This is a genomic window from Microbacterium sp. CIAB417, assembly GCF_022788845.1.
Genome location: NZ_JAHZUT010000003.1, coordinates 577,098 through 594,826, shown reverse-complemented (window position 1 = coordinate 594,826; position 17,729 = coordinate 577,098). Strand labels below are relative to the sequence as shown.

The 17,729-nt window shown below is 68.3% G+C and carries 17 protein-coding genes; 4 read left to right on the top strand and 13 right to left on the bottom strand.

Annotated features, from left to right (window positions below; translation table 11 throughout):
* Nucleotides 1-11 precede the first annotated feature (11 nt).
* Genes zwf through pgl form a run of 3 tightly spaced genes read left to right on the top strand, consistent with a single transcriptional unit; the run spans nucleotide 12 to nucleotide 3,278 of the window.
* Nucleotides 12-1,562 carry a glucose-6-phosphate dehydrogenase gene (gene zwf / locus KYX17_RS15190; RefSeq protein ID WP_243227792.1) on the top strand — a complete coding sequence of 517 codons (1,551 nt, stop codon included), beginning with the start codon at nucleotides 12-14 and terminating at the stop codon, nucleotides 1,560-1,562.
* The gene (locus KYX17_RS15185) at nucleotides 1,559-2,485 is read left to right on the top strand and encodes a glucose-6-phosphate dehydrogenase assembly protein OpcA (protein ID WP_243227791.1); all 927 of its coding nucleotides are present in this window, start codon (nucleotides 1,559-1,561) and stop codon (nucleotides 2,483-2,485) included. Before zwf ends, KYX17_RS15185 begins: the two co-directional genes overlap by 4 nt.
* A 10-nt stretch (nucleotides 2,486-2,495) precedes the next feature.
* Nucleotides 2,496-3,278, top strand: coding sequence for a 6-phosphogluconolactonase (gene pgl / locus KYX17_RS15180; RefSeq protein WP_374208954.1), 783 nt, complete (start codon nucleotides 2,496-2,498; stop codon nucleotides 3,276-3,278).
* Nucleotides 3,279-3,331: 53 nt separating this feature from the next.
* Here the strand turns inward: pgl and KYX17_RS15175 are convergent, their stop codons facing one another.
* From KYX17_RS15175 to KYX17_RS15125, 11 genes are all read right to left on the bottom strand, one after another.
* Nucleotides 3,332-3,688 (bottom strand): RNA polymerase-binding protein RbpA, encoded by a 357-nt coding sequence (locus tag KYX17_RS15175; RefSeq protein WP_243227789.1) that lies wholly within the window; start codon nucleotides 3,686-3,688, stop codon nucleotides 3,332-3,334.
* A gap of 2 nt (nucleotides 3,689-3,690) precedes the next feature.
* Nucleotides 3,691-3,942 carry a preprotein translocase subunit SecG gene (gene secG / locus KYX17_RS15170; RefSeq protein WP_137419120.1) on the bottom strand — a complete coding sequence of 84 codons (252 nt, stop codon included), beginning with the start codon at nucleotides 3,940-3,942 and terminating at the stop codon, nucleotides 3,691-3,693.
* A gap of 108 nt (nucleotides 3,943-4,050) precedes the next feature.
* Entirely contained in the window at nucleotides 4,051-4,839 is a 789-nt protein-coding gene (gene tpiA / locus KYX17_RS15165; RefSeq protein ID WP_243227788.1) for a triose-phosphate isomerase, read from the bottom strand.
* On the bottom strand, nucleotides 4,830-6,044 hold the full coding sequence (gene pgk, locus KYX17_RS15160; RefSeq protein ID WP_243227787.1) for a phosphoglycerate kinase: 1,215 nt from the start codon (nucleotides 6,042-6,044) through the stop codon (nucleotides 4,830-4,832). The genes tpiA and pgk overlap by 10 nt, the downstream gene beginning before the upstream one ends.
* Before the next feature lie 8 nt (nucleotides 6,045-6,052).
* The gene (gap, locus tag KYX17_RS15155) at nucleotides 6,053-7,057 is read right to left on the bottom strand and encodes a type I glyceraldehyde-3-phosphate dehydrogenase (protein ID WP_243227786.1); all 1,005 of its coding nucleotides are present in this window, start codon (nucleotides 7,055-7,057) and stop codon (nucleotides 6,053-6,055) included.
* Between the two features lie 146 nt (nucleotides 7,058-7,203).
* Nucleotides 7,204-7,830, bottom strand: coding sequence for a superoxide dismutase (locus KYX17_RS15150; protein ID WP_243227785.1), 627 nt, complete (start codon nucleotides 7,828-7,830; stop codon nucleotides 7,204-7,206).
* A 130-nt stretch (nucleotides 7,831-7,960) separates the two neighbouring features.
* Complete coding sequence (gene whiA / locus KYX17_RS15145) at nucleotides 7,961-8,938, bottom strand: DNA-binding protein WhiA (protein WP_243227784.1); 978 nt, start codon at nucleotides 8,936-8,938, stop codon at nucleotides 7,961-7,963.
* A gap of 41 nt (nucleotides 8,939-8,979) precedes the next feature.
* Nucleotides 8,980-9,861: an RNase adapter RapZ gene (rapZ, locus tag KYX17_RS15140; protein ID WP_243227783.1), complete on the bottom strand. Its 882-nt coding sequence runs from the start codon at nucleotides 9,859-9,861 to the stop codon at nucleotides 8,980-8,982.
* 27 nt (nucleotides 9,862-9,888) lie between these two features.
* Complete coding sequence (gene uvrC, locus KYX17_RS15135; RefSeq protein ID WP_243228202.1) at nucleotides 9,889-11,808, bottom strand: excinuclease ABC subunit UvrC; 1,920 nt, start codon at nucleotides 11,806-11,808, stop codon at nucleotides 9,889-9,891.
* Nucleotides 11,805-14,702, bottom strand: a complete 2,898-nt coding sequence (gene uvrA / locus KYX17_RS15130) for an excinuclease ABC subunit UvrA (protein WP_374208953.1) — start codon at nucleotides 14,700-14,702, stop codon at nucleotides 11,805-11,807. Before uvrA ends, uvrC begins: the two co-directional genes overlap by 4 nt.
* A gap of 74 nt (nucleotides 14,703-14,776) precedes the next feature.
* Nucleotides 14,777-15,211 (bottom strand): MarR family winged helix-turn-helix transcriptional regulator, encoded by a 435-nt coding sequence (locus KYX17_RS15125; protein WP_243227781.1) that lies wholly within the window; start codon nucleotides 15,209-15,211, stop codon nucleotides 14,777-14,779.
* A gap of 37 nt (nucleotides 15,212-15,248) precedes the next feature.
* On the opposite strand from KYX17_RS15125, the gene KYX17_RS15120 reads away from it, so the two are divergent.
* Nucleotides 15,249-15,482, top strand: a complete 234-nt coding sequence (locus KYX17_RS15120; RefSeq protein ID WP_243227780.1) for a hypothetical protein — start codon at nucleotides 15,249-15,251, stop codon at nucleotides 15,480-15,482.
* 6 nt (nucleotides 15,483-15,488) lie between these two features.
* Here KYX17_RS15120 and KYX17_RS15115 read toward each other — a convergent pair whose 3' ends face one another.
* The gene (locus tag KYX17_RS15115) at nucleotides 15,489-16,625 is read right to left on the bottom strand and encodes a uroporphyrinogen-III synthase (protein ID WP_243227779.1); all 1,137 of its coding nucleotides are present in this window, start codon (nucleotides 16,623-16,625) and stop codon (nucleotides 15,489-15,491) included.
* Between the two features lie 20 nt (nucleotides 16,626-16,645).
* The gene (cobA, locus tag KYX17_RS15110; protein ID WP_243227778.1) at nucleotides 16,646-17,728 is read right to left on the bottom strand and encodes a uroporphyrinogen-III C-methyltransferase; all 1,083 of its coding nucleotides are present in this window, start codon (nucleotides 17,726-17,728) and stop codon (nucleotides 16,646-16,648) included.
* Nucleotide 17,729 lies beyond the last annotated feature (1 nt).

Sequence of the window (17,729 nt, the reverse complement as noted above, 5' to 3'; positions counted from 1 at the left end):
ACAGATTCTCGATGACTGCCGAGATCTCGCGGGGGCACAACCCCCTCCGCGACCCGGATGACCGACGCCTGAGCCGGATCGCGGGCCCCAGCGCGCTCGTGATCTTCGGTGTGACAGGTGACCTTTCGCGCAAGAAGCTCATGCCCGCGGTCTACGACCTCGCCAACCGCGGCCTCCTGCCGCCCGGCTTCGGGCTGGTCGGGTTCGCCCGCCGAGACTGGGAGGACGAGGACTTCGCCGAGGTCGTGCGCGACGCGGTGAAGCAGTACGCCCGCACCGAGTTCCGTGACGAGACCTGGGAGCAGCTGCTCCAGGGCATCCGCTTCGTGCAGGGACAGTTCGACGACCTCGACGCGTTCCGTCGGCTTCGCGAGACCGTCGAGAAGCTCGACGTCGAACGCGGCACGATGGGAAACCACGCGTACTACCTGTCGATCCCGCCGCGTGACTTCCCGATCGTCGCCGAACAGCTCAAGGCATCCGGCCTCGTGGACGACACCGCCGACGGCGCAGATCGCTGGCGCCGTGTCGTCATCGAGAAGCCCTTCGGGCACGACCTCGAGTCGGCGCGCGAACTGAACGACGTCGTGCGCTCCGCCTTCCCGGCGGACTCGATCTTCCGCATCGACCACTACCTGGGCAAGGAGACGGTCCAGAACATCCTGGCGCTGCGCTTCGCCAATGAGCTGTACGAGCCCATCTGGAACCGCAACTACGTCGATCACGTGCAGATCACCATGGCCGAGGACATCGGCGTGGGCGGGCGAGCCGGGTACTACGACGGGATCGGCGCGGCGCGCGACGTCATCCAGAACCACCTGCTGCAGCTCCTGGCTCTGACAGCGATGGAGGAGCCGATCACCTTCGATGCTGCGCAGCTGCGCGCCGAGAAGGAGAAGGTGCTGGCGGCGGTCACACTGCCCGACGATCTGTCCACGGCGACCGCTCGCGGGCAGTACGCCGGCGGCTGGCAGGGCGGCGAGAAGGTGCTCGGCTTCCTCGAAGAGGATGGCATGGCCGCCGAATCGACGACCGAGACCTACGCGGCCATCAAGCTCGACATCAACACCCGCCGATGGGCAGGAGTCCCCTTCTACCTGCGCGCCGGAAAGCGACTCGGCCGCCGCGTGACCGAGATCGCCGTGGTGTTCAAGCGCGCACCCGAGCATCTCTTCGGCCGCAGCCAGACCGACGGTCTCGGGCAGAATGCGCTCGTGATCCGCGTCCAGCCGGACGAGGGCGTCACGATCCGTTTCGGATCCAAGGTGCCGGGCGCCGACATGCAGGTGCGCGACGTCACGATGGACTTCGGATACGGTCACGCATTCACCGAGGCGAGTCCCGAAGCCTACGAGCGGCTGATCCTCGATGTGCTCCTGGGAGATCCGCCGCTGTTCCCCCGCCACGAAGAGGTGGAGCTCAGCTGGAAGATCCTCGACCCGATCGAGAAGTTCTGGTCGGAGCAGTCCGGCCCGCTCGAACAGTACTCCCCCGGTTCGTGGGGACCGCAGTCCGCGGACGAGCTCCTCGCCCGCGATGGTCGCACCTGGAGGCGCCCGTGATCATCGATCTGCCCGACACCACCGTCAGCAAGATCTCCCGCGCCCTGGTCAACGTTCGCGAGGAGGGCGGGGCGGTCGCCCTGGGTCGTGTCCTGACGCTCATCATCGCCACGCGCCGCGGCATCGAGGAGGAGGCGATCGAGGCCGCGAACGATGCATCCCGCGAGCACCCCATGCGCGTCATCGTGCTCATGCTCGACAACCCGAAGGCGGAGCCGCGCCTGGATGCGGAAATCCGCGTCGGCGGCGACGCCGGTGCGAGCGAGGTCATCCTGCTGCACGCGCACGGGCCCGCGGGCTCGAACGCCGAGAGCCTGGTGACTGGTCTGCTCCTTCCCGATGCGCCCGTCGTCGCGTGGTGGCCCGCGGACACCCCCGAGGTTCCCTCGCGTTCCGACATCGGCAAGATCGCTCAGCGCCGCATCACGGACGCCGCGATGCAGAGCGACCCGCACGAGTGGGTGCTCAACCTCGGCGGACATTACGCGCCCGGCGACACCGATCTCGCCTGGACGCGGCTGACGCGCTGGCGCGAGCAGCTCGCCGCCGTCCTGGATCAGCCTCCGTACGAGCCGATCACAGCCGTGGAGGTCCTCGGGGGCGGCGATTCGCCGTCCACGCCCCTGCTGGCCGCCTGGCTCCGTCTGCAGCTGAAGGTGGACGTGACCTGGCGCTATCTCGATAGTGAGGAATGGGCGAGCGGCATCAAGTCCGTCCGGCTCACACGCGCCAGCGGTGACATCGTGCTCGAACGCCCCGATGCGCTGACGGCCGTGCTGACCCAGCCGGGACAGCCGAGCCACGAACTGGCATTCCCGCGGCGGTCGCTGCGCGAATGCCTGGCCGAGGAGCTGCGACGCCTGGATGCCGATCTGCTGTACGGTCGCGTCGTCACCGAGGGCAGTGCCCTCATCGAGCACTGATACGAGGAGCATGATGCCCGAGGCCACCGAGAAGCAGGTCGTCGTCCGCTCGGACCCCGACCGGATCGCCCGCGCTGTGGCCCGTCGCCTGCTGAGCCGGATTGCGAAGCGCGTCGTGGAGGGGAAGCTGACCCACATCTCGTTGACCGGAGGGTCAATGGGTGGGCGTGTTCTCGCCGCCGTCGCCGAAAACCCGCGGTGTCACGAGGTGGACTGGTCCCTCGTCCACTTCTGGTGGAGCGATGAGCGTTTCGTGCCGCGGGGATCAGAGGATCGTAACGATGCCGAGGCGTTCACCGCTCTGCTCGATCGCATTCCGGTGCCGGCGGAGAACGTGCACACCATGGCGGCCAGCGACGACGGACTCAGCATCGAGGATGCGGCCGCCGCCTACGAAGCTGAGCTCGCCCGCTTCGCGGATCCGAGCGTGGGCGCGTGGCCGTCGTTCGACGTCTGCTTCCTCGGGGTCGGGCCGGATGCGCACATCGCCTCGCTCTTTCCGGATCGTGGCGAGATCCAGGTGACGGACCGCGCGGCGCTGGCCGTTCGCGACGCACCGAAGCCGCCTCCGGAGCGGATCACGGTCACCCGACCCGTGATCAACTCCGCCAAGCGCGTGTGGCTGGTCCTCGTCGGTCCCGACAAGGCGTCCGTGCTCGGACTCGCACTCGCAGGCGCCAGCTACCAGAGCGTTCCTGCGGCCGGCGCGAAGGGACGTAAGCGAACGGTCTTCTTCGTCGACGAGGCGGCCGCCGCGAAGGTCCCCGTCGAGCTCATCGACAGCGACTACTGAGACATGGAAGAGCCCCGGTCATCGACCGGGGCTCTTCTCGTGAACGCGGTGGATCAGTCCTGACCGCGACGCTCACGCAGCTTGTGCAGCGCCTCATCGAGGAGCTGTTCGGCCTCGTCGTCCGTGCGACGCTCCTTCACGTACGCGAGGTGTGTCTTGTACGGCTCGGGCTTGGCCAGAGCAGGCGGGTTCGCCTGATCGCGACCCGCCGGAAGACCGGAGTGCGGCGAGTCGATCGTCTCCGGAATCTCCTCTTCGGCGATGCCGGCCGCGAAGTAGCGCACCGTCTCATTGCCCAGCGCGTCCCAGTACGACACCGCCACGCGGTCGGCGTGGTAACCGTGGTCCTGTTCCCCCATCGGCCCCGCACCCACGCGGGTACCCCGGATCGCGTTCCCCCCGGTGGCCATGATCAGACCAGCCCGGTGAACTTGGTGACCAGGCCAAGGGCCACGATCGAGATGAACCAGACGAGCGCCAGAACGATCGTGAACCGGTTCAGGTTGCGCTCGGCCAGGCCCGAAGAGCCCAGCGACGAACTCATGCCGCCGCCGAACATGTCGGACAGGCCACCGCCGCGCCCCTTGTGGAGCAGGATCAGCAGCGTCAGCAGCAGGCTCGTGATGCCGAGAAGCACCTGGAGCACGAACTCGAGGATCTGCACTGTGTTCGTCACCCTTCTTGGCGATCCCGAGATCGCACAAGGAACAAGTATAGCCAACCGGCCGGCCGGAGCCGTGAGACGGGGCCGAGCCCCGTCTCACGGCCGAGATCAGACGCCGACGTGCTTCTGGTAGCGGATGATCGCCGCGAACTCCTCGGCGACCAGGCTGGCACCGCCCACGAGCGCGCCGTCCACGTCGGGCTGGCGCATGAACGTCGCGATGTTGCCGGACTTGACGGAACCGCCGTACAGAACGCGGGTGCGCGCGGCGGCATCCTCGCCCAGTACCTCGGCGACGACGCCGCGAAGCGTCGCGCACACATCCTGCGCCTGCTCGGGCGTGGCCGCTTGGCCGGATCCGATGGCCCAGACGGGCTCGTACGCGACGACCACGTCGGCATCGGCCGAGACGCCCTCGAGGGCGACACGCAGCTGGCCGACGGGGACGGCGCTCGCACCGAACTGCTCCAGATCCTCCGCGGTCTCGCCCACGCAGATGACCGGGCTCAGACCGTGGCGCAGAGCCGCCTGAACCTTGGCCGCGACGACCTCGTCCGTCTCGTTGTGGTACTCACGACGCTCGGAGTGACCGATGATCACGTACTTCGCATCGAGCTTCGCCAGAAACGCGCCGGAGATCTCACCGGTGTAGGCGCCGGAGTCGTGCGTCGACAGGTCCTGCGCGCCCAGGGCGAACGGGATCTTGTCGGCGTCGATCAACGTCTGAACCGTGCGCAGGTCGGTGAACGGCGGGAAGACCGCGACCTCCACGCTGTCCTCGTCGTGCTTCGCGTCCTTCAGCGTCCAGTACAGCTTCTGGACGAGCGCGACCGCCTGCAGGTGGTCGAGGTTCATCTTCCAGTTTCCCGCGATGAGCGGGGTACGCGTCACTGCCATCCGAGGACCTCCAGTCCGGGAAGCTTCTTACCCTCGAGGAATTCGAGGCTGGCGCCACCACCGGTGGAGATGTGGCCGAACTGGTCGTCACGGAAGCCGAGCTGACGCACGGCCGCGGCGGAGTCTCCCCCGCCGACGACCGAAAGGCCGTCGACCTCGGTCAGTGCCTTCGCGACCGCGCGGGTGCCGTCGGCGAACGCGGCCATCTCGAACACGCCCATCGGGCCGTTCCAGAACACGGTCTTGCTCGCCGCGATCGCCGCCGCGAAGGTCTTCGCCGTCTCCGGACCGATGTCCAGACCCAGACCCGACGCACCGAACGGGGTGTCCTCCAGGGCATCGACTGCGGCGACCACGTGCTCCGCGTCCGCCGAGAAGGATGCAGCCACGACGGCGTCCACGGGGAGAACGATCTTCACACCGCGCTCCTCGGCAGCAGCCAGGTAGCCCTTGACCGTGTCGATCTGATCCTTCTCGAGCAGGCTCGCACCCACCTTGTGACCGAGAGCGGCGAGGAACGTGAACATCATGCCGCCGCCGACCAGGAGCGTGTCCACGCGAGGCAGGAGGTGCTCGATCACGCCGAGCTTGTCGCTCACCTTCGAGCCACCGAGCACGACCGCGTAGGGCCGCTCGGGGTTCTCGGTCAGGCGGTCGAGGACATCGACCTCCTTCTCGATGAGCAGGCCCGCAGCCGAGGGCAGGAGCTCGGCGAGCTCATAGACGCTGGCCTGCTTGCGGTGCACGACACCGAACCCGTCGGAGACGAGGGCGTCGCCGAGAGCCGCGAGCTCCTGGGCGAAGGCGCGACGCTCGTCCGCATCCTTCGACGTCTCCCCCGGGTTGAAGCGGAGGTTCTCGATGATCGCGACGTCGCCGTCCTCGAGCGAGGCGACAGCCTCCTGTGCCGAGACACCCACGGTGTCGCGTGCGAAGGCGACGGGCTTGCCGAGCAGCTCGGACAGTCGCTGCGCGACAGGCTCGAGGCTGTACTTCGGATTGGGTTCGCCGTCGGGACGTCCCAGGTGGGAACAGACGACGACGCGGGCGCCCTGGTTGATCAGGGCGTTGAGGGTCGGCAGCGTAGCCCGCACGCGACCGTCGTCCGTGATGACCCCGTCCTTGAGAGGAACGTTGAGGTCAGCACGGACGACGACGCGGCGGCCTGCGAGCGACCCCAGCGAATCGAGGGTGCGCAGTGCCATGGTGTGGATCAGAGACGCTCGGCGACGTACTCGGTCAGGTCGACGAGACGGTTGGAGTAGCCCCACTCGTTGTCGTACCAGCTCGAGAGCTTCACCTGGTTGCCGATGACGCGCAGCAGACCTGCGTCGAAGATCGACGAGTGCGGGTCGGTGACGATGTCGCTGGAGACGATCTCGTCCTCGGTGTACTTCAGGATGCCCTTGAGGGGACCCTCGGCAGCAGCCTTGTACGCGGCCTTGATCTCGTCGATGGTGACCTCGCGCGACGCCTCGACCGTGAGGTCGGTGATGGAGCCGGTGGGCACGGGCACGCGCAGCGCGAAGCCGTCGAGCTTGCCCTTGAGCTCCGGCAGGACCAGGCCGATGGCCTTGGCGGCACCGGTGGAGGTGGGAACGATGTTGATCGCGGCGGCACGCGCGCGACGCAGGTCGCTGTGGGGGCCGTCCTGGAGGTTCTGGTCGGCCGTGTAGGCGTGGACCGTCGTCATGAGACCGCGCTCGATGCCGAAGTTGTCGTTGAACACCTTCGCCAGCGGGGCGAGGCAGTTCGTGGTGCACGACGCGTTCGAGATGATGACGTCGGTCTCGGGGTTGTAGTCGCCCTCGTTGACGCCCATGACGATGGTGACGTCGTCACCGGTCGCGGGGGCCGAGATGAGGACCTTCTTCGCACCGCCGGCGATGTGCTTCTTCGCGTCCTCGGCCTTCGTGAAGCGGCCAGTGGACTCGATGACGATGTCGACGCCCAGCTCGCCCCAGGGGAGGTTGGCGGGGTCGCGCTCGGCGAGCACCTTGATCTTGTGACCACCGACGGTGATCGAGTCCTCGTCGTACGTGACCTCCGCGTCCAGACGCCCCGTGATGGAGTCGTACTTGAGCAGGTGGGCCAGGGTCTTGTTGTCGGTGAGGTCGTTCACCGCCACGATGTCGAGGTCCGCACCCTGCGCGAGCGCTGCGCGCAGGTAGTTGCGTCCGATGCGGCCGAAGCCGTTGATGCCGATCTTGACAGACACGGTGTCTCCCGTTTTCTCGTCGCGCCGCAGCGCCTTTTCCATCCCGGGTTGTCCTCCCGGGGTGAGCCGTGCGTGGGTGCGCATCGACTCGGAGAGGGGATGCCGGAGCCCCCGCACGGCGAGGGCTCCGAGGCATCCTCACCTGATCATGACCCTACCAGCAGGCCTGCCGTCTTCTCTCGCGCCGTAACAAAGCGGGACTGGACGTTGGACCAGTCGGCGATGTTCCAGAACGCCGTCACATAGTCGGCGCGGACGTTCTTGTAGTCGAGGTAGTACGCGTGCTCCCAGACATCCAGCAACAGCAGCGGAACGCTGCCGGCGGCGAACTGCGACTGCTGGTCGAAGAACTGCTGAATGATGAGGTTCTCACCGATCGAGTCCCAGAACAGACCCGCCCAGCCGGAGCCCTGCACGCCGAGAGCGGCGGCGGTGAAGTGGGCCTGGAACTTGTCGAACGAACCGAAATGGTCGTCGATGGCGGCCTCGAGCTCGCCGGTCGGCTTGTCGCCGCCATTGGGCGAGAGGTTCGTCCAGAAGATCGAGTGGTTGGTGTGACCGCCCAGGTTGAACGCGAGGTCCTTCTCGAGCTTGTTCACGTTCGCGAGGTTTCCGCTGTCGCGGGCCTCCGCCAGCTGCTCGAGCGCGGTGTTCGCGCCCGTGACGTAGGCCTGGTGATGCTTGCTGTGGTGCAGCTCCATGATCGTCGCGCTGATGCTGGGCTCGAGCGCGGCATAGTCGTAAGGGAGCTCGGGCAGCGTGTACTTCGCCATGTTCTCTTCCTCCTGTCGGGCGCAGCGCCGAACGCCTCGGCGATGCGGGGATGACGCCTTCATCCTACTGAGGCACAACCGAGCGGGGCAGGGGTTGATTCCTCGGATGACGTGTCCCAGACGGCGGTGGCTACTCCTTGGCGGCGGCGGGCACGGCGGACTCCGTGTCCGGCAGGCCCTCGGTCTCCGCCTTCTTGTCAGCCATCGCGAGCAGTCGACGGATGCGGCCGGCCACGGCGTCCTTCGTCAACGGCGGGTCGGCGTGGTGCCCGAGCTCGTCCAGGCTCGCATCACGGTGCGCGAGACGGAGCTCCCCCGCGGCCCGCAGGTGTTCGGGGACGGTGTCGCCCAGGATCTCCAGCGCGCGTTCCACGCGCGCGCACGCCGCGACGGCTGCCTGCGCGGAGCGACGGAGGTTGGCGTCGTCGAAGTTCACGAGGCGGTTGACTCCCGCACGGACCTCGCGGCGTTGGCGCAGCTGCTCCCACTCCTGGGCGGCGCGTCGCGCACCCATCTCGTGCAGCACGGCACGGATCGCGTCTCCTTCTCGGACGACGACACGCGGAAGCCCGCGCACCTCTCGCGCCTTGGCAGCGATCCCGATGCGGTGGGCGGCACCGACCAGGGCCATCGCGGCCTCACCGGAGGGGCACGCGATCTCCAGGGCCGCCGAGCGGCCGGGGTCGCTGAGGCTTCCGGCGGCGAGGAAGGCCCCGCGCCAGATGGCGGCGAGATCGTGCCGAGCACCGGTCGTCAGTCGGTTCGGCAGACCGCGCACCTGCCGGCGACGCTGATCGAGCAGGCCCGTCTGGCGGGCAAGCGTCTCCCCACCCTCGATCACACGTACCGCGTATGTGGTGCCCGGACGGCCCGAGGTGCCCTGCACGTGCGCGAGCTCGGGCCGCACCCCGTACAGGTCGACCAGTTCGCGGGCCACACGTCGGGCGAGAGCCTCGGAATCGACCTCGGCCTCCACGGCGACGCGCCCCGCGATTGCGTGAAGTCCACCGGCGAACCGCAGGATAGCGGTCAACTCGGCCACTCGGGCGCTCGGACGCGGATCGCGACCGGCGATCAGTTCGGCCTTCACATCGGCGGTCAGCGGCACGGTACTCCTTGTGGGAATGGGGAACGGGACGACGTTCCAGCCTACTCTCGACCCAGGTCCCGATGTGTGACGCCCACGGCCACATCCGGCATCTCGGACAATCGTGCAGCGATCTCCCGCGCCATGACGACCGAACGGTGCTTACCACCGGTGCAACCGATCGCGATGATCGAGTGCCGCTTGTTCTCCCGCTGGTAGCCGGCGATGACGGGCGCCAATGCCGTCGTGTACGCGTCCAGGAACTCGCGCGCCCCTGGCTGCGAGAGGACGAACTCACGCACCGCCTCGTCTTCGCCTGTGAGCGGACGCAACTCGTCCGTCCAATAGGGATTCGGCAGGAAGCGCATGTCGGCGACGAGATCCGCATCCACCGGGAGTCCGTACTTGAAGCCGAAGCTCATCACCGAGACGGTGTGCAGCGGGCTTCCCTCGGCGGAGAACAACTCCGCGACTCGGGTGGTGAGCTGGTGGATGTTGTACGACGAGGTGTCGATGATGAGATCGGCGCTCTCGCGCAGCGGAGCCAGGCGCTGACGTTCCCGATGGATGCCGTCGATGATCGTCCCCGTGCTCTGCAACGGATGCGGTCGTCGAACCGCCTCGAACCGCCGCACCAGCACCTCGTCGCTGGCGTCGAGGAACACGATGCGCAGGCGTCGATGCGCGCGAAGGGCGTCGGCGATCTCGGGCACGCGGCCGAACAGCTCACGACCTCGCACGTCGACGACGACGGCTACGCGGGGTACCGCCCCGCCGGCGAGTTCCGAGAGCTCGAGCAGCGGACGCAGCATCTGGGGCGGGAGATTGTCGACCACGTACCAATCGAGGTCCTCGAGGGCGTTGGCCACGGTCGAGCGTCCCGCGCCCGACATGCCGGTGACGATCAGCACCTCGCCGGTGTTCGCCGTGTCCGGGTCCGTCATCCCTCTCCCCTGTCCGCCTCGCCCAGACTATCGACTCGTCAGGTGCTCATGCACGGCCGTCGCCAGCTTCGGCCCGATGCCGGGGAGCTCGGCGATCTGCTCCACGGTCGCACCACGCAATGCGGTGACCGAGCCGAAGTGACGCAGCAGAGCACGGATGCGCGCGGCGCCGAGGCCCGGCACTTCTTCCAGCACGCTGGAGATGTCTCGGCGCCGGCGCTTGCGCTGATGCGTGATCGCGAACCGGTGCGCCTCGTCGCGCAGGCGCTGAACCAGATACAGCGCCTCGGAGGTACGGGGCAGGATCACGGGGTACTCCTCCCCCGGCAGCCAGATCTCCTCCAGTCTTTTGGCGATACCGCACAGCGCGATCTCGGTGTGGCCGGATTCCTCCAGCGCACGTGCGGCCGCCGCGACCTGGGGCTGGCCGCCGTCCACGATCAGCAGCTGGGGCGGGTAGGCGAACCTCGGACGCTTGCGCACGGTCGCCACCTCGCCCTCGGCGGCCGCCTGCTCGGGATCGATCGCCGCGGCGGCGACCTCGACATCGTCGGCGTCCTCCGGCCGGTCGAGGTGAGCGAGGCGACGAGTGAGGACCTGGTACAGCGAGTCGGTGTCGTCCGTCGTCTCCGCGACCGAGAAGGACCGGTACTGGTCCTTGCGCGGCAGGCCGTCCTCGAACACGACCATCGAGGCGACCACGTTGGTCCCGGCCAGATGTGACACATCGAAGCACTCGATGCGTAGCGGCGCCGTCGCGAGCCCCAGCGCTTCCTGGAGGTCGGTCAAGGCTTGCGTGCGGGCGACGTAATCGCTCGTGCGCCGGGTCTTGTGCAGCATCAGCGCCTGCTGCGCGTTGAGGGTGGCGGTGCGCATGAGATCGGCCTTGCCGCCGCGTTGGGCGACCTGGATCGTGACGTTCTTTCCGCGCTTGTCGCGCAACCACTGCTCGAGCTCGGTCACATCGTCCGGAAGGGCGGGCACGAGCACCTGCTTCGGGATGTCGGCGGCCGCCGCATCCCCGTAGGTGCGCTGGAGCACCTGGTCCACGAGCTCGGCGCCGGAGATGTCGATCTCCTTCTCGATCGTGGTCGCGCGCACCCCGCGGACACGACCGCCGCGCACCACGAAGTGCTGCACCGCGGCCGCCAGCTCGTCTTCGGCGATGCCGAACAGATCCGCATCCGTGTCATCGGAGAGCACGAGCGCGCTCTTGCCGAGCACCGCTTCGATCGCCTGCAGCTTGTCGCGGTAGCCGGCGGCCGCCTCGTAGTCCATCGCCGCGGCGGCCTCCCTCATCCGCGCCGTCAGAGCCCTGGCGAAGCGTTGGTCGCCGCCGGCCATGAAGGCGATGAAGTCGTCGACGATCGCGCGGTGCTCCTCGATCGTGACCTTCATCGAACACGGACCGCCGCAGCGGCCGATCTGTCCGGGGAAGCACGGGCGTCCTGTCGCCATCGCCTTCTTGTACGACGCGTCGGAGCACGTACGGATCGGGAACACCTTGATCATCAGGTCGATGACGTCGTGCACGGCCCACACCTTCGGATACGGGCCGAAGTACTTCGCTCCCTTTATCCGCCGATTGCGCGTGACGATGACCCGCGGTGCCTCGTCCGCCAGAGTGATCGCCATGTACGGGTAGGACTTGTCGTCCTTGTAGCGCACGTTGAAGGCCGGCGAGAACTCCTGGATCCACATGTACTCCAGCTGCAACGCCTCGACGTCGCTGCCGACGACCGTCCACTCGACCGAGGTCGCTGTCGTCACCATCCGGCGCGTGCGCTCGTGCAGCGTGTGCAGCGGAGCGAAGTAGTTCGACAGCCGCGCCCGCAGGTTCTTCGCCTTGCCGACGTAGAGGATGCGGCCCTCGGCGTCACGGAAGCGATAGACCCCCGGGCTGGTGGGGATCTCCCCCTGTTTGGGCCGGTACGGCAGCACGTTCAGCCGGCCTTGCGCTGCTCGGCGACGCCCAGCACCTCCGCGAGGAACGCGCCGGTGTGGCTCTCGGGGACCTGAGCGACCTGCTCCGGCGTGCCGGTCGCGACGATCATTCCACCGCCCGAACCGCCCTCGGGTCCGAGGTCGATCACCCAGTCGGCGGACTTGATCACGTCGAGGTTGTGCTCGATCACGATGACGGTGTTGCCCTTGTCGACCAGGCTGTTCAGCACCTCGAGAAGCCGGCTCACGTCCTCGAAGTGCAGACCCGTCGTCGGCTCGTCGAGCACGTAGATGCTGCGCCCGTTCGAGCGTCGCTGTAGCTCGGTCGCGAGCTTCACGCGCTGCGCCTCGCCGCCGGACAGCGTCGTGGCGGACTGTCCGAGACGGACGTAGCCGAGGCCCACATCGACGAGCGTCTTGAGGTAGCGGTGGATGGCCTGGATCGGCTCGAAGAACTCCGCGGCCTCGGCGATCGGCATCTGCAGGACCTCGGCGATGTTCTTGCCCTTGTAGTGCACGGTGAGCGTGTCACGGTTGTAGCGCTGACCGTGGCAGACCTCGCAGTCGACGTACACGTCGGGGAGGAAGTTCATCTCGATCTTGATCGTGCCGTCACCCGAGCACGCCTCGCAGCGCCCGCCCTTGACGTTGAAGCTGAACCGCCCGGCCTGGTAGCCGCGCGCCTTGGCCTCGAGGGTCTCGGCGAAGAGCGTGCGAATGCGGTCGAACACACCCGTGTAGGTCGCGGGGTTCGACCGCGGCGTGCGACCGATCGGAGCCTGATCGACGTGCACGACCTTGTCGAGGTTCTCCAGGCCCGTCACCCGCGTGTGCTTGCCGGGAACACGACGTGCGCCGTTCAGCCGCGACGCGAGCACCTCGTAGAGGATGCCGTTCACGAGAGAGGACTTACCGGACCCACTGACCCCTGTCACGGCCGTCAGCACGCCCAGCGGGAAGGTCGCGGTGACGTTCTTGAGGTTGTTCTCACGCGCGCCGACGACCGAGATCTGGCGCTTCTTGTCGATCTTGCGGCGCTTGGCCGGCACCGCGATGGCGCGTCGGCCGGAGAGATATGCGGCGGTGAGCGACTCGGGCTCCTCGAGCAGCTGCGGGTAGGTGCCGGAGTGCACCACGCGCCCACCCTCGACGCCCGCGCGCGGGCCGATGTCGACGATCCAGTCCGCAGCCTGAATGGTCTCTTCGTCGTGCTCGACCACGATGAGCGTGTTGCCGAGGTTCTTGAGCGCCAGCAACGTCTCGATGAGCCGCCGGTTGTCGCGCTGATGGAGCCCGATCGAGGGCTCGTCGAGCACGTAGAGCACGCCCGTGAGGCCGGAACCGATCTGCGTCGCGAGCCGGATGCGCTGCGCCTCGCCACCCGAGAGAGAGCCTGCGGCCCGGGACAGGCTGAGATACGTGAGCCCGACCTGGATGAGGAAGTTCAGCCGCGCGCGGATCTCGCGCAGCACGGCCGCCGCGATCTTCGCCTCGCGGTCGGTCAGCTCGAGGCCGTCGAAGAAGCCCTGCGCGTCGATGAGGCTGAGGCTCGACGCGTCCGCGATCGAGTGACCGTGCACCTTCACCGCGAGCACTTCGGGCTTCAGGCGCGTGCCGTCGCACACCGGGCACGGCACCTCGCGGAGGTATTCGCCCCACCGCTGACGGGCGCTGTCGGACTCGGCCTGCTGGTACTGACGCTCGATGTAGGGAACGACACCCTCGAACCCGGAGGTGTAACGCATCTCGCGGCCGTAGCGGTTCTTCCACTTGACCGAGACCTTGAAGTTGTCGCCGTGCAGCACCGCGTCCTTGACGTCCTGCGGCAGCTTGCGCCAGGGCGTGTCGAGCGAGAAACCCAGGTCGGAGGAGAGCCCCTCGAGCAGGCGCTCGTAGTACTGGAACAGACCCTTGCCCTGCGTCGTCCACGGCACCAGGACGCCCTCGCGGATCGAGAGGTCCTCATCGCCGAGCATCAGTTCGACATCGACCGACATCCGCGTGCCGAGGCCGGAGCACGTCGGGCACGCGCCGAACGGAGCGTTGAACGAGAACGTGCGCGGCTCGATCTCGGTGAGCTGGAGTGGATGACCGTTCGGGCACGAGAGCTTCTCGCTGTAGTTCTGCCACGCGTCGTCGCCCTCTTCGTCGACGAAGTTCACCTGCATGACGCCGCCGGCGAGACCGAGCGCCGTCTCGACCGAGTCGGTGACGCGCGAGAGGATGTCGGCGCTGGCGACGAGCCGGTCGACGACGACGGCGATGTCGTGCTTGTAGCTCTTCTTCAGCGTCGGCGGCTCGGACAGCTGGATGAGCTCGCCGTCGACCACGGCACGCGCGTAGCCCTTCGCGCTGAGCTCCTTGAAGAGGTCGACGAACTCCCCCTTCTTCTGCGTGACCACGGGGGCCACGATCTGGTAGCGCGTGCGCTCGGGCAGCGTCATCAGCTGATCGGCGATCTGCTGGACCGTCTGACGCTGGATGACCTCTCCGCACTCGGGGCAGTGCGGCACCCCGATACGCGCCCACAGCAGGCGCATGTAGTCGTGGATCTCCGTGATCGTGCCGACCGTGGAGCGCGGGTTGCGGTTGGTGGACTTCTGGTCGATGGACACCGCGGGGCTCAGCCCTTCGATGAAGTCCACGTCGGGACGGTCGACCTGCCCGAGGAACTGGCGCGCGTACGAGCTCAGCGACTCGACGTAGCGGCGCTGCCCCTCGGCGAAGATCGTGTCGAAGGCGAGACTCGACTTTCCGGATCCGGAGAGACCCGTGAAGACGACGAGGCAGTCGCGGGGGATGTCGAGATCGACGCCGCGCAGGTTGTGGACCCGGGCGCCACGGACACTGAGAGTTCCGGCATCGTGGGCGAGTTCGGAGACAGGCGAGATGGGCACCACGCAAGTCTAGGCAGGGCCACGGACACGGGCTCCGTGCTTCGCCGAGAGCGCACGATCGTGTACGGGCGCGGTCAGAGCTCGGGGCGTCGGCCGGCGAAGGGCGCGAGCCCGTCGCGCAACGCCGCGATCTGAGAAGCGTCCATGCCCACGCGGTCCATGATCTGCTGCGGCACACGAAGCGCCGCCTCACGGAGCTGGCTGCCGGCATCGGTGAGACCGATCTCCAGCACGCGCTCGTCGTCGGCGCGACGAGCACGGGTGACTCTCCCCTGCGCCTCGAGCCGCTTCAGCAGCGGCGACAGGGTGGCCGGTTCCATCGCCAACTCTTCCGCCAGCTCCCCCAGGGTGCGCGGCGATCGCTCCCACAGGGCGAGCAACACGAGGTACTGCGGGTGCGTGAGGCCGAGCGGTTCCAGGACGGGTCGGTAGATGGCGACGACATTGCGGGCGGCCGTCACCAGAGCGAAACAGAGCTGGTTCTCGAGCCGGAGCAGATCGTCGGTCATCGCACCATCCTACAGATTAGTTAGTACACTAATGGTTATGGCACACAAGAATCCGCGTCCACCGCTGCGAGAGCGCGTGCGCGAGGCAGGCGGTTGGTACGCCTGGATCAACCGCACCCTGATCCGCGCGGCGGGTCCGGCATCCGTGGGCCCCTACGAGACGACGCCCGAGCCGGTGCGCACCGAACGCCCGTGCCCGTTGTGCGGCGCCGCCATGTCGGCGCACACGTTCGACCGGTCCGGCCCGAAGCCGATCATGCACTGTCCCTGACGCGGATCAGAGCGGAACGGCGATGCGGAATCCGCGCTTGACCACGGTCGCCACGACGCGGGCATCCGGCAGCGCCTGACGCAAGCGACTGATCGCCACGTCCACCGCATGCGCATCCAGCGGCTCCGGAGCGATGTCGGACAGCTCCTCGCGCGACACGGTGGCCCCGTCCGCGAGCATGAGCGCCCGGAAGAGAGAGCGCGACACCGGACTCAAGGCGGCCCGCTGGCCGGCCACACTCACCATCCGGCCGCGCAGTTCCACCGGACCGGCCTCGGTCTCGGCGCGGAGCACGCCCGCCGACTCGAGGTGTTCGCACACCAGACGGATCAGCGCCCCCATCCGGAAGCGATCCGGAACGATCGGGAGGATCCCGGACTCGACGAGCGGCGCCGCGGTCACCGGCCCGACGGCCGCCGCCGTCACGTCGCTGCGGAAGGCGGCCTCCACATCGGCTCGCCGCCCACCCGCATCGGCCGCCGCCAGAAGCGCCTCCACCGCCGGCGCGCTCGTGAAGGTCACCGCATCGAGGCCGCCCGAGCAAATCGCGTCGATGAGGCGCGTGACCTTGGCCTGATCCTCGTGCGCAGTCCAGCGATACGGCGCGACCGCCAACACGCGTGCTCCGGCCGCATCCAGGCGCGCGAGCTGCGCGGGATCGGTGTAGCCGTGCAGCTGGACGGCGATCGTCGCTCCTTGCACATCGTGGCGCAGGACGAGATCGACGAGCGACGCGGTGGTCTCGCGCTCGCTCATGCCCTCGTCGTCGAGGCCGATGGCACGAACGGCTCCGCGCGCCTTCGGTCCGCGGACCAGGATGCGGGCGTTCTCGAGCACGTCGACGAGGTCCTCCCCCAGCCCTGCCGCATCCGCCGCCTCGGTCCAGCGGCGCATGCCGTACGAGGTGGTCGCCAGCAGATAGTCGGGGCGGCCCGCGATCACCGCCCGCGTCTCCTCGACCACCTCTGCATCGTCGGATGCTGTCGCCATCCGGATCGTGGGCGCGTGCAGCACCTCCGCCCCGCGCCGCTCCAACGCCGCTATCAGATCCTCCGAGCGGCGGTCCGAGGTCACGCCGACACGGAAGCCGAGAAGTTGATCCGGCCGGAATCCGACGGCGGCGGATGCGTCGACGGAGTCCATCCGTTCCCTCCTTGCGTGGGTCAGTGCGCGGGGGCGTCGAGTGCGTCCAGCATCGCGTGAGGCGCCCACCTATTGTGCACGGCGGCCGTTGCCGGTTCGAACCCCGCGTCGCCGAGGGCGGTCACGACCTCCCCGACGACGATGACCGCGGGCGAGGCCGGCTTCACCGTGCCGAGGATCGGCACGATCTCGCCCACCGTCGAGATCGTCGCACGCTGCTCGGCACTGAACGCCTTCTCCAGGATGGCGAGCGGCATGTCGGCGCGCATCCCGTGGCGCCGAAGTCCGGCGACCAGGTGGGGCAGGGTTCCGACGCCCATGAGCACCACCAGAGTCCCGTTCAGGCCCGCCAGGTGGGCGAGCTGGGCCTCGGCGAAAGGGGCATGCCCGGAGACGACGGTGAACGCACGCGCGACCTCGCGATGAGTGACGGGGATCCCCGCCGCCGCGGGCACGGAGATCGCGCTCGTCACACCGGGCACGACCGTCACCGGCACACCCGCATCCCGGCACGCGCGCAACTCCTCACCGCCGCGCCCGAACACGAACGGGTCTCCCCCTTTCAGGCGGACGACCCGCATGCCCTTCGCCGCGTGCGCGACGATCAGGGCGTTGATCTCCTCCTGCGGCACGGCGTGGTGCCCGGGGGTCTTGCCCACGTCGACGATCATCGCTCCCGGCGCGTACTCCGCGATGACATGCGCGGGGCCCAGACGGTCGTGCAGCACCACATCCGCATCCGCCAGCGCGCGCAGGCCCGCCACGGTCATGAGCTCCGCATCGCCCGGTCCCCCGCCGACGAGCCAGACGTGGCCTCGACCGGCGGGCGGCAGCGGGTCGTCCTCGAGAAGCTGGATGCGGTGTCGCCTCGCCAGCGACGCGACCCGTGCGCGTTGCTCCGGCGCGCCCTCCATCCACGAGATGAGCTCGGGGACACCGTCCCCGTCCAGGAGCGCGGCGTGCAGCCGCGCCTCGACGTCCTGCGGCTCGCAACGGGAGACGCGCGCACCGGCCGCCGCGTACCGTGCGACGGCGCGGCGCACTGCCAGCTCCCCGCCGACGACCAGGATCTCGCGGTCGCTCACGTCCAGACGTGCGTGCATG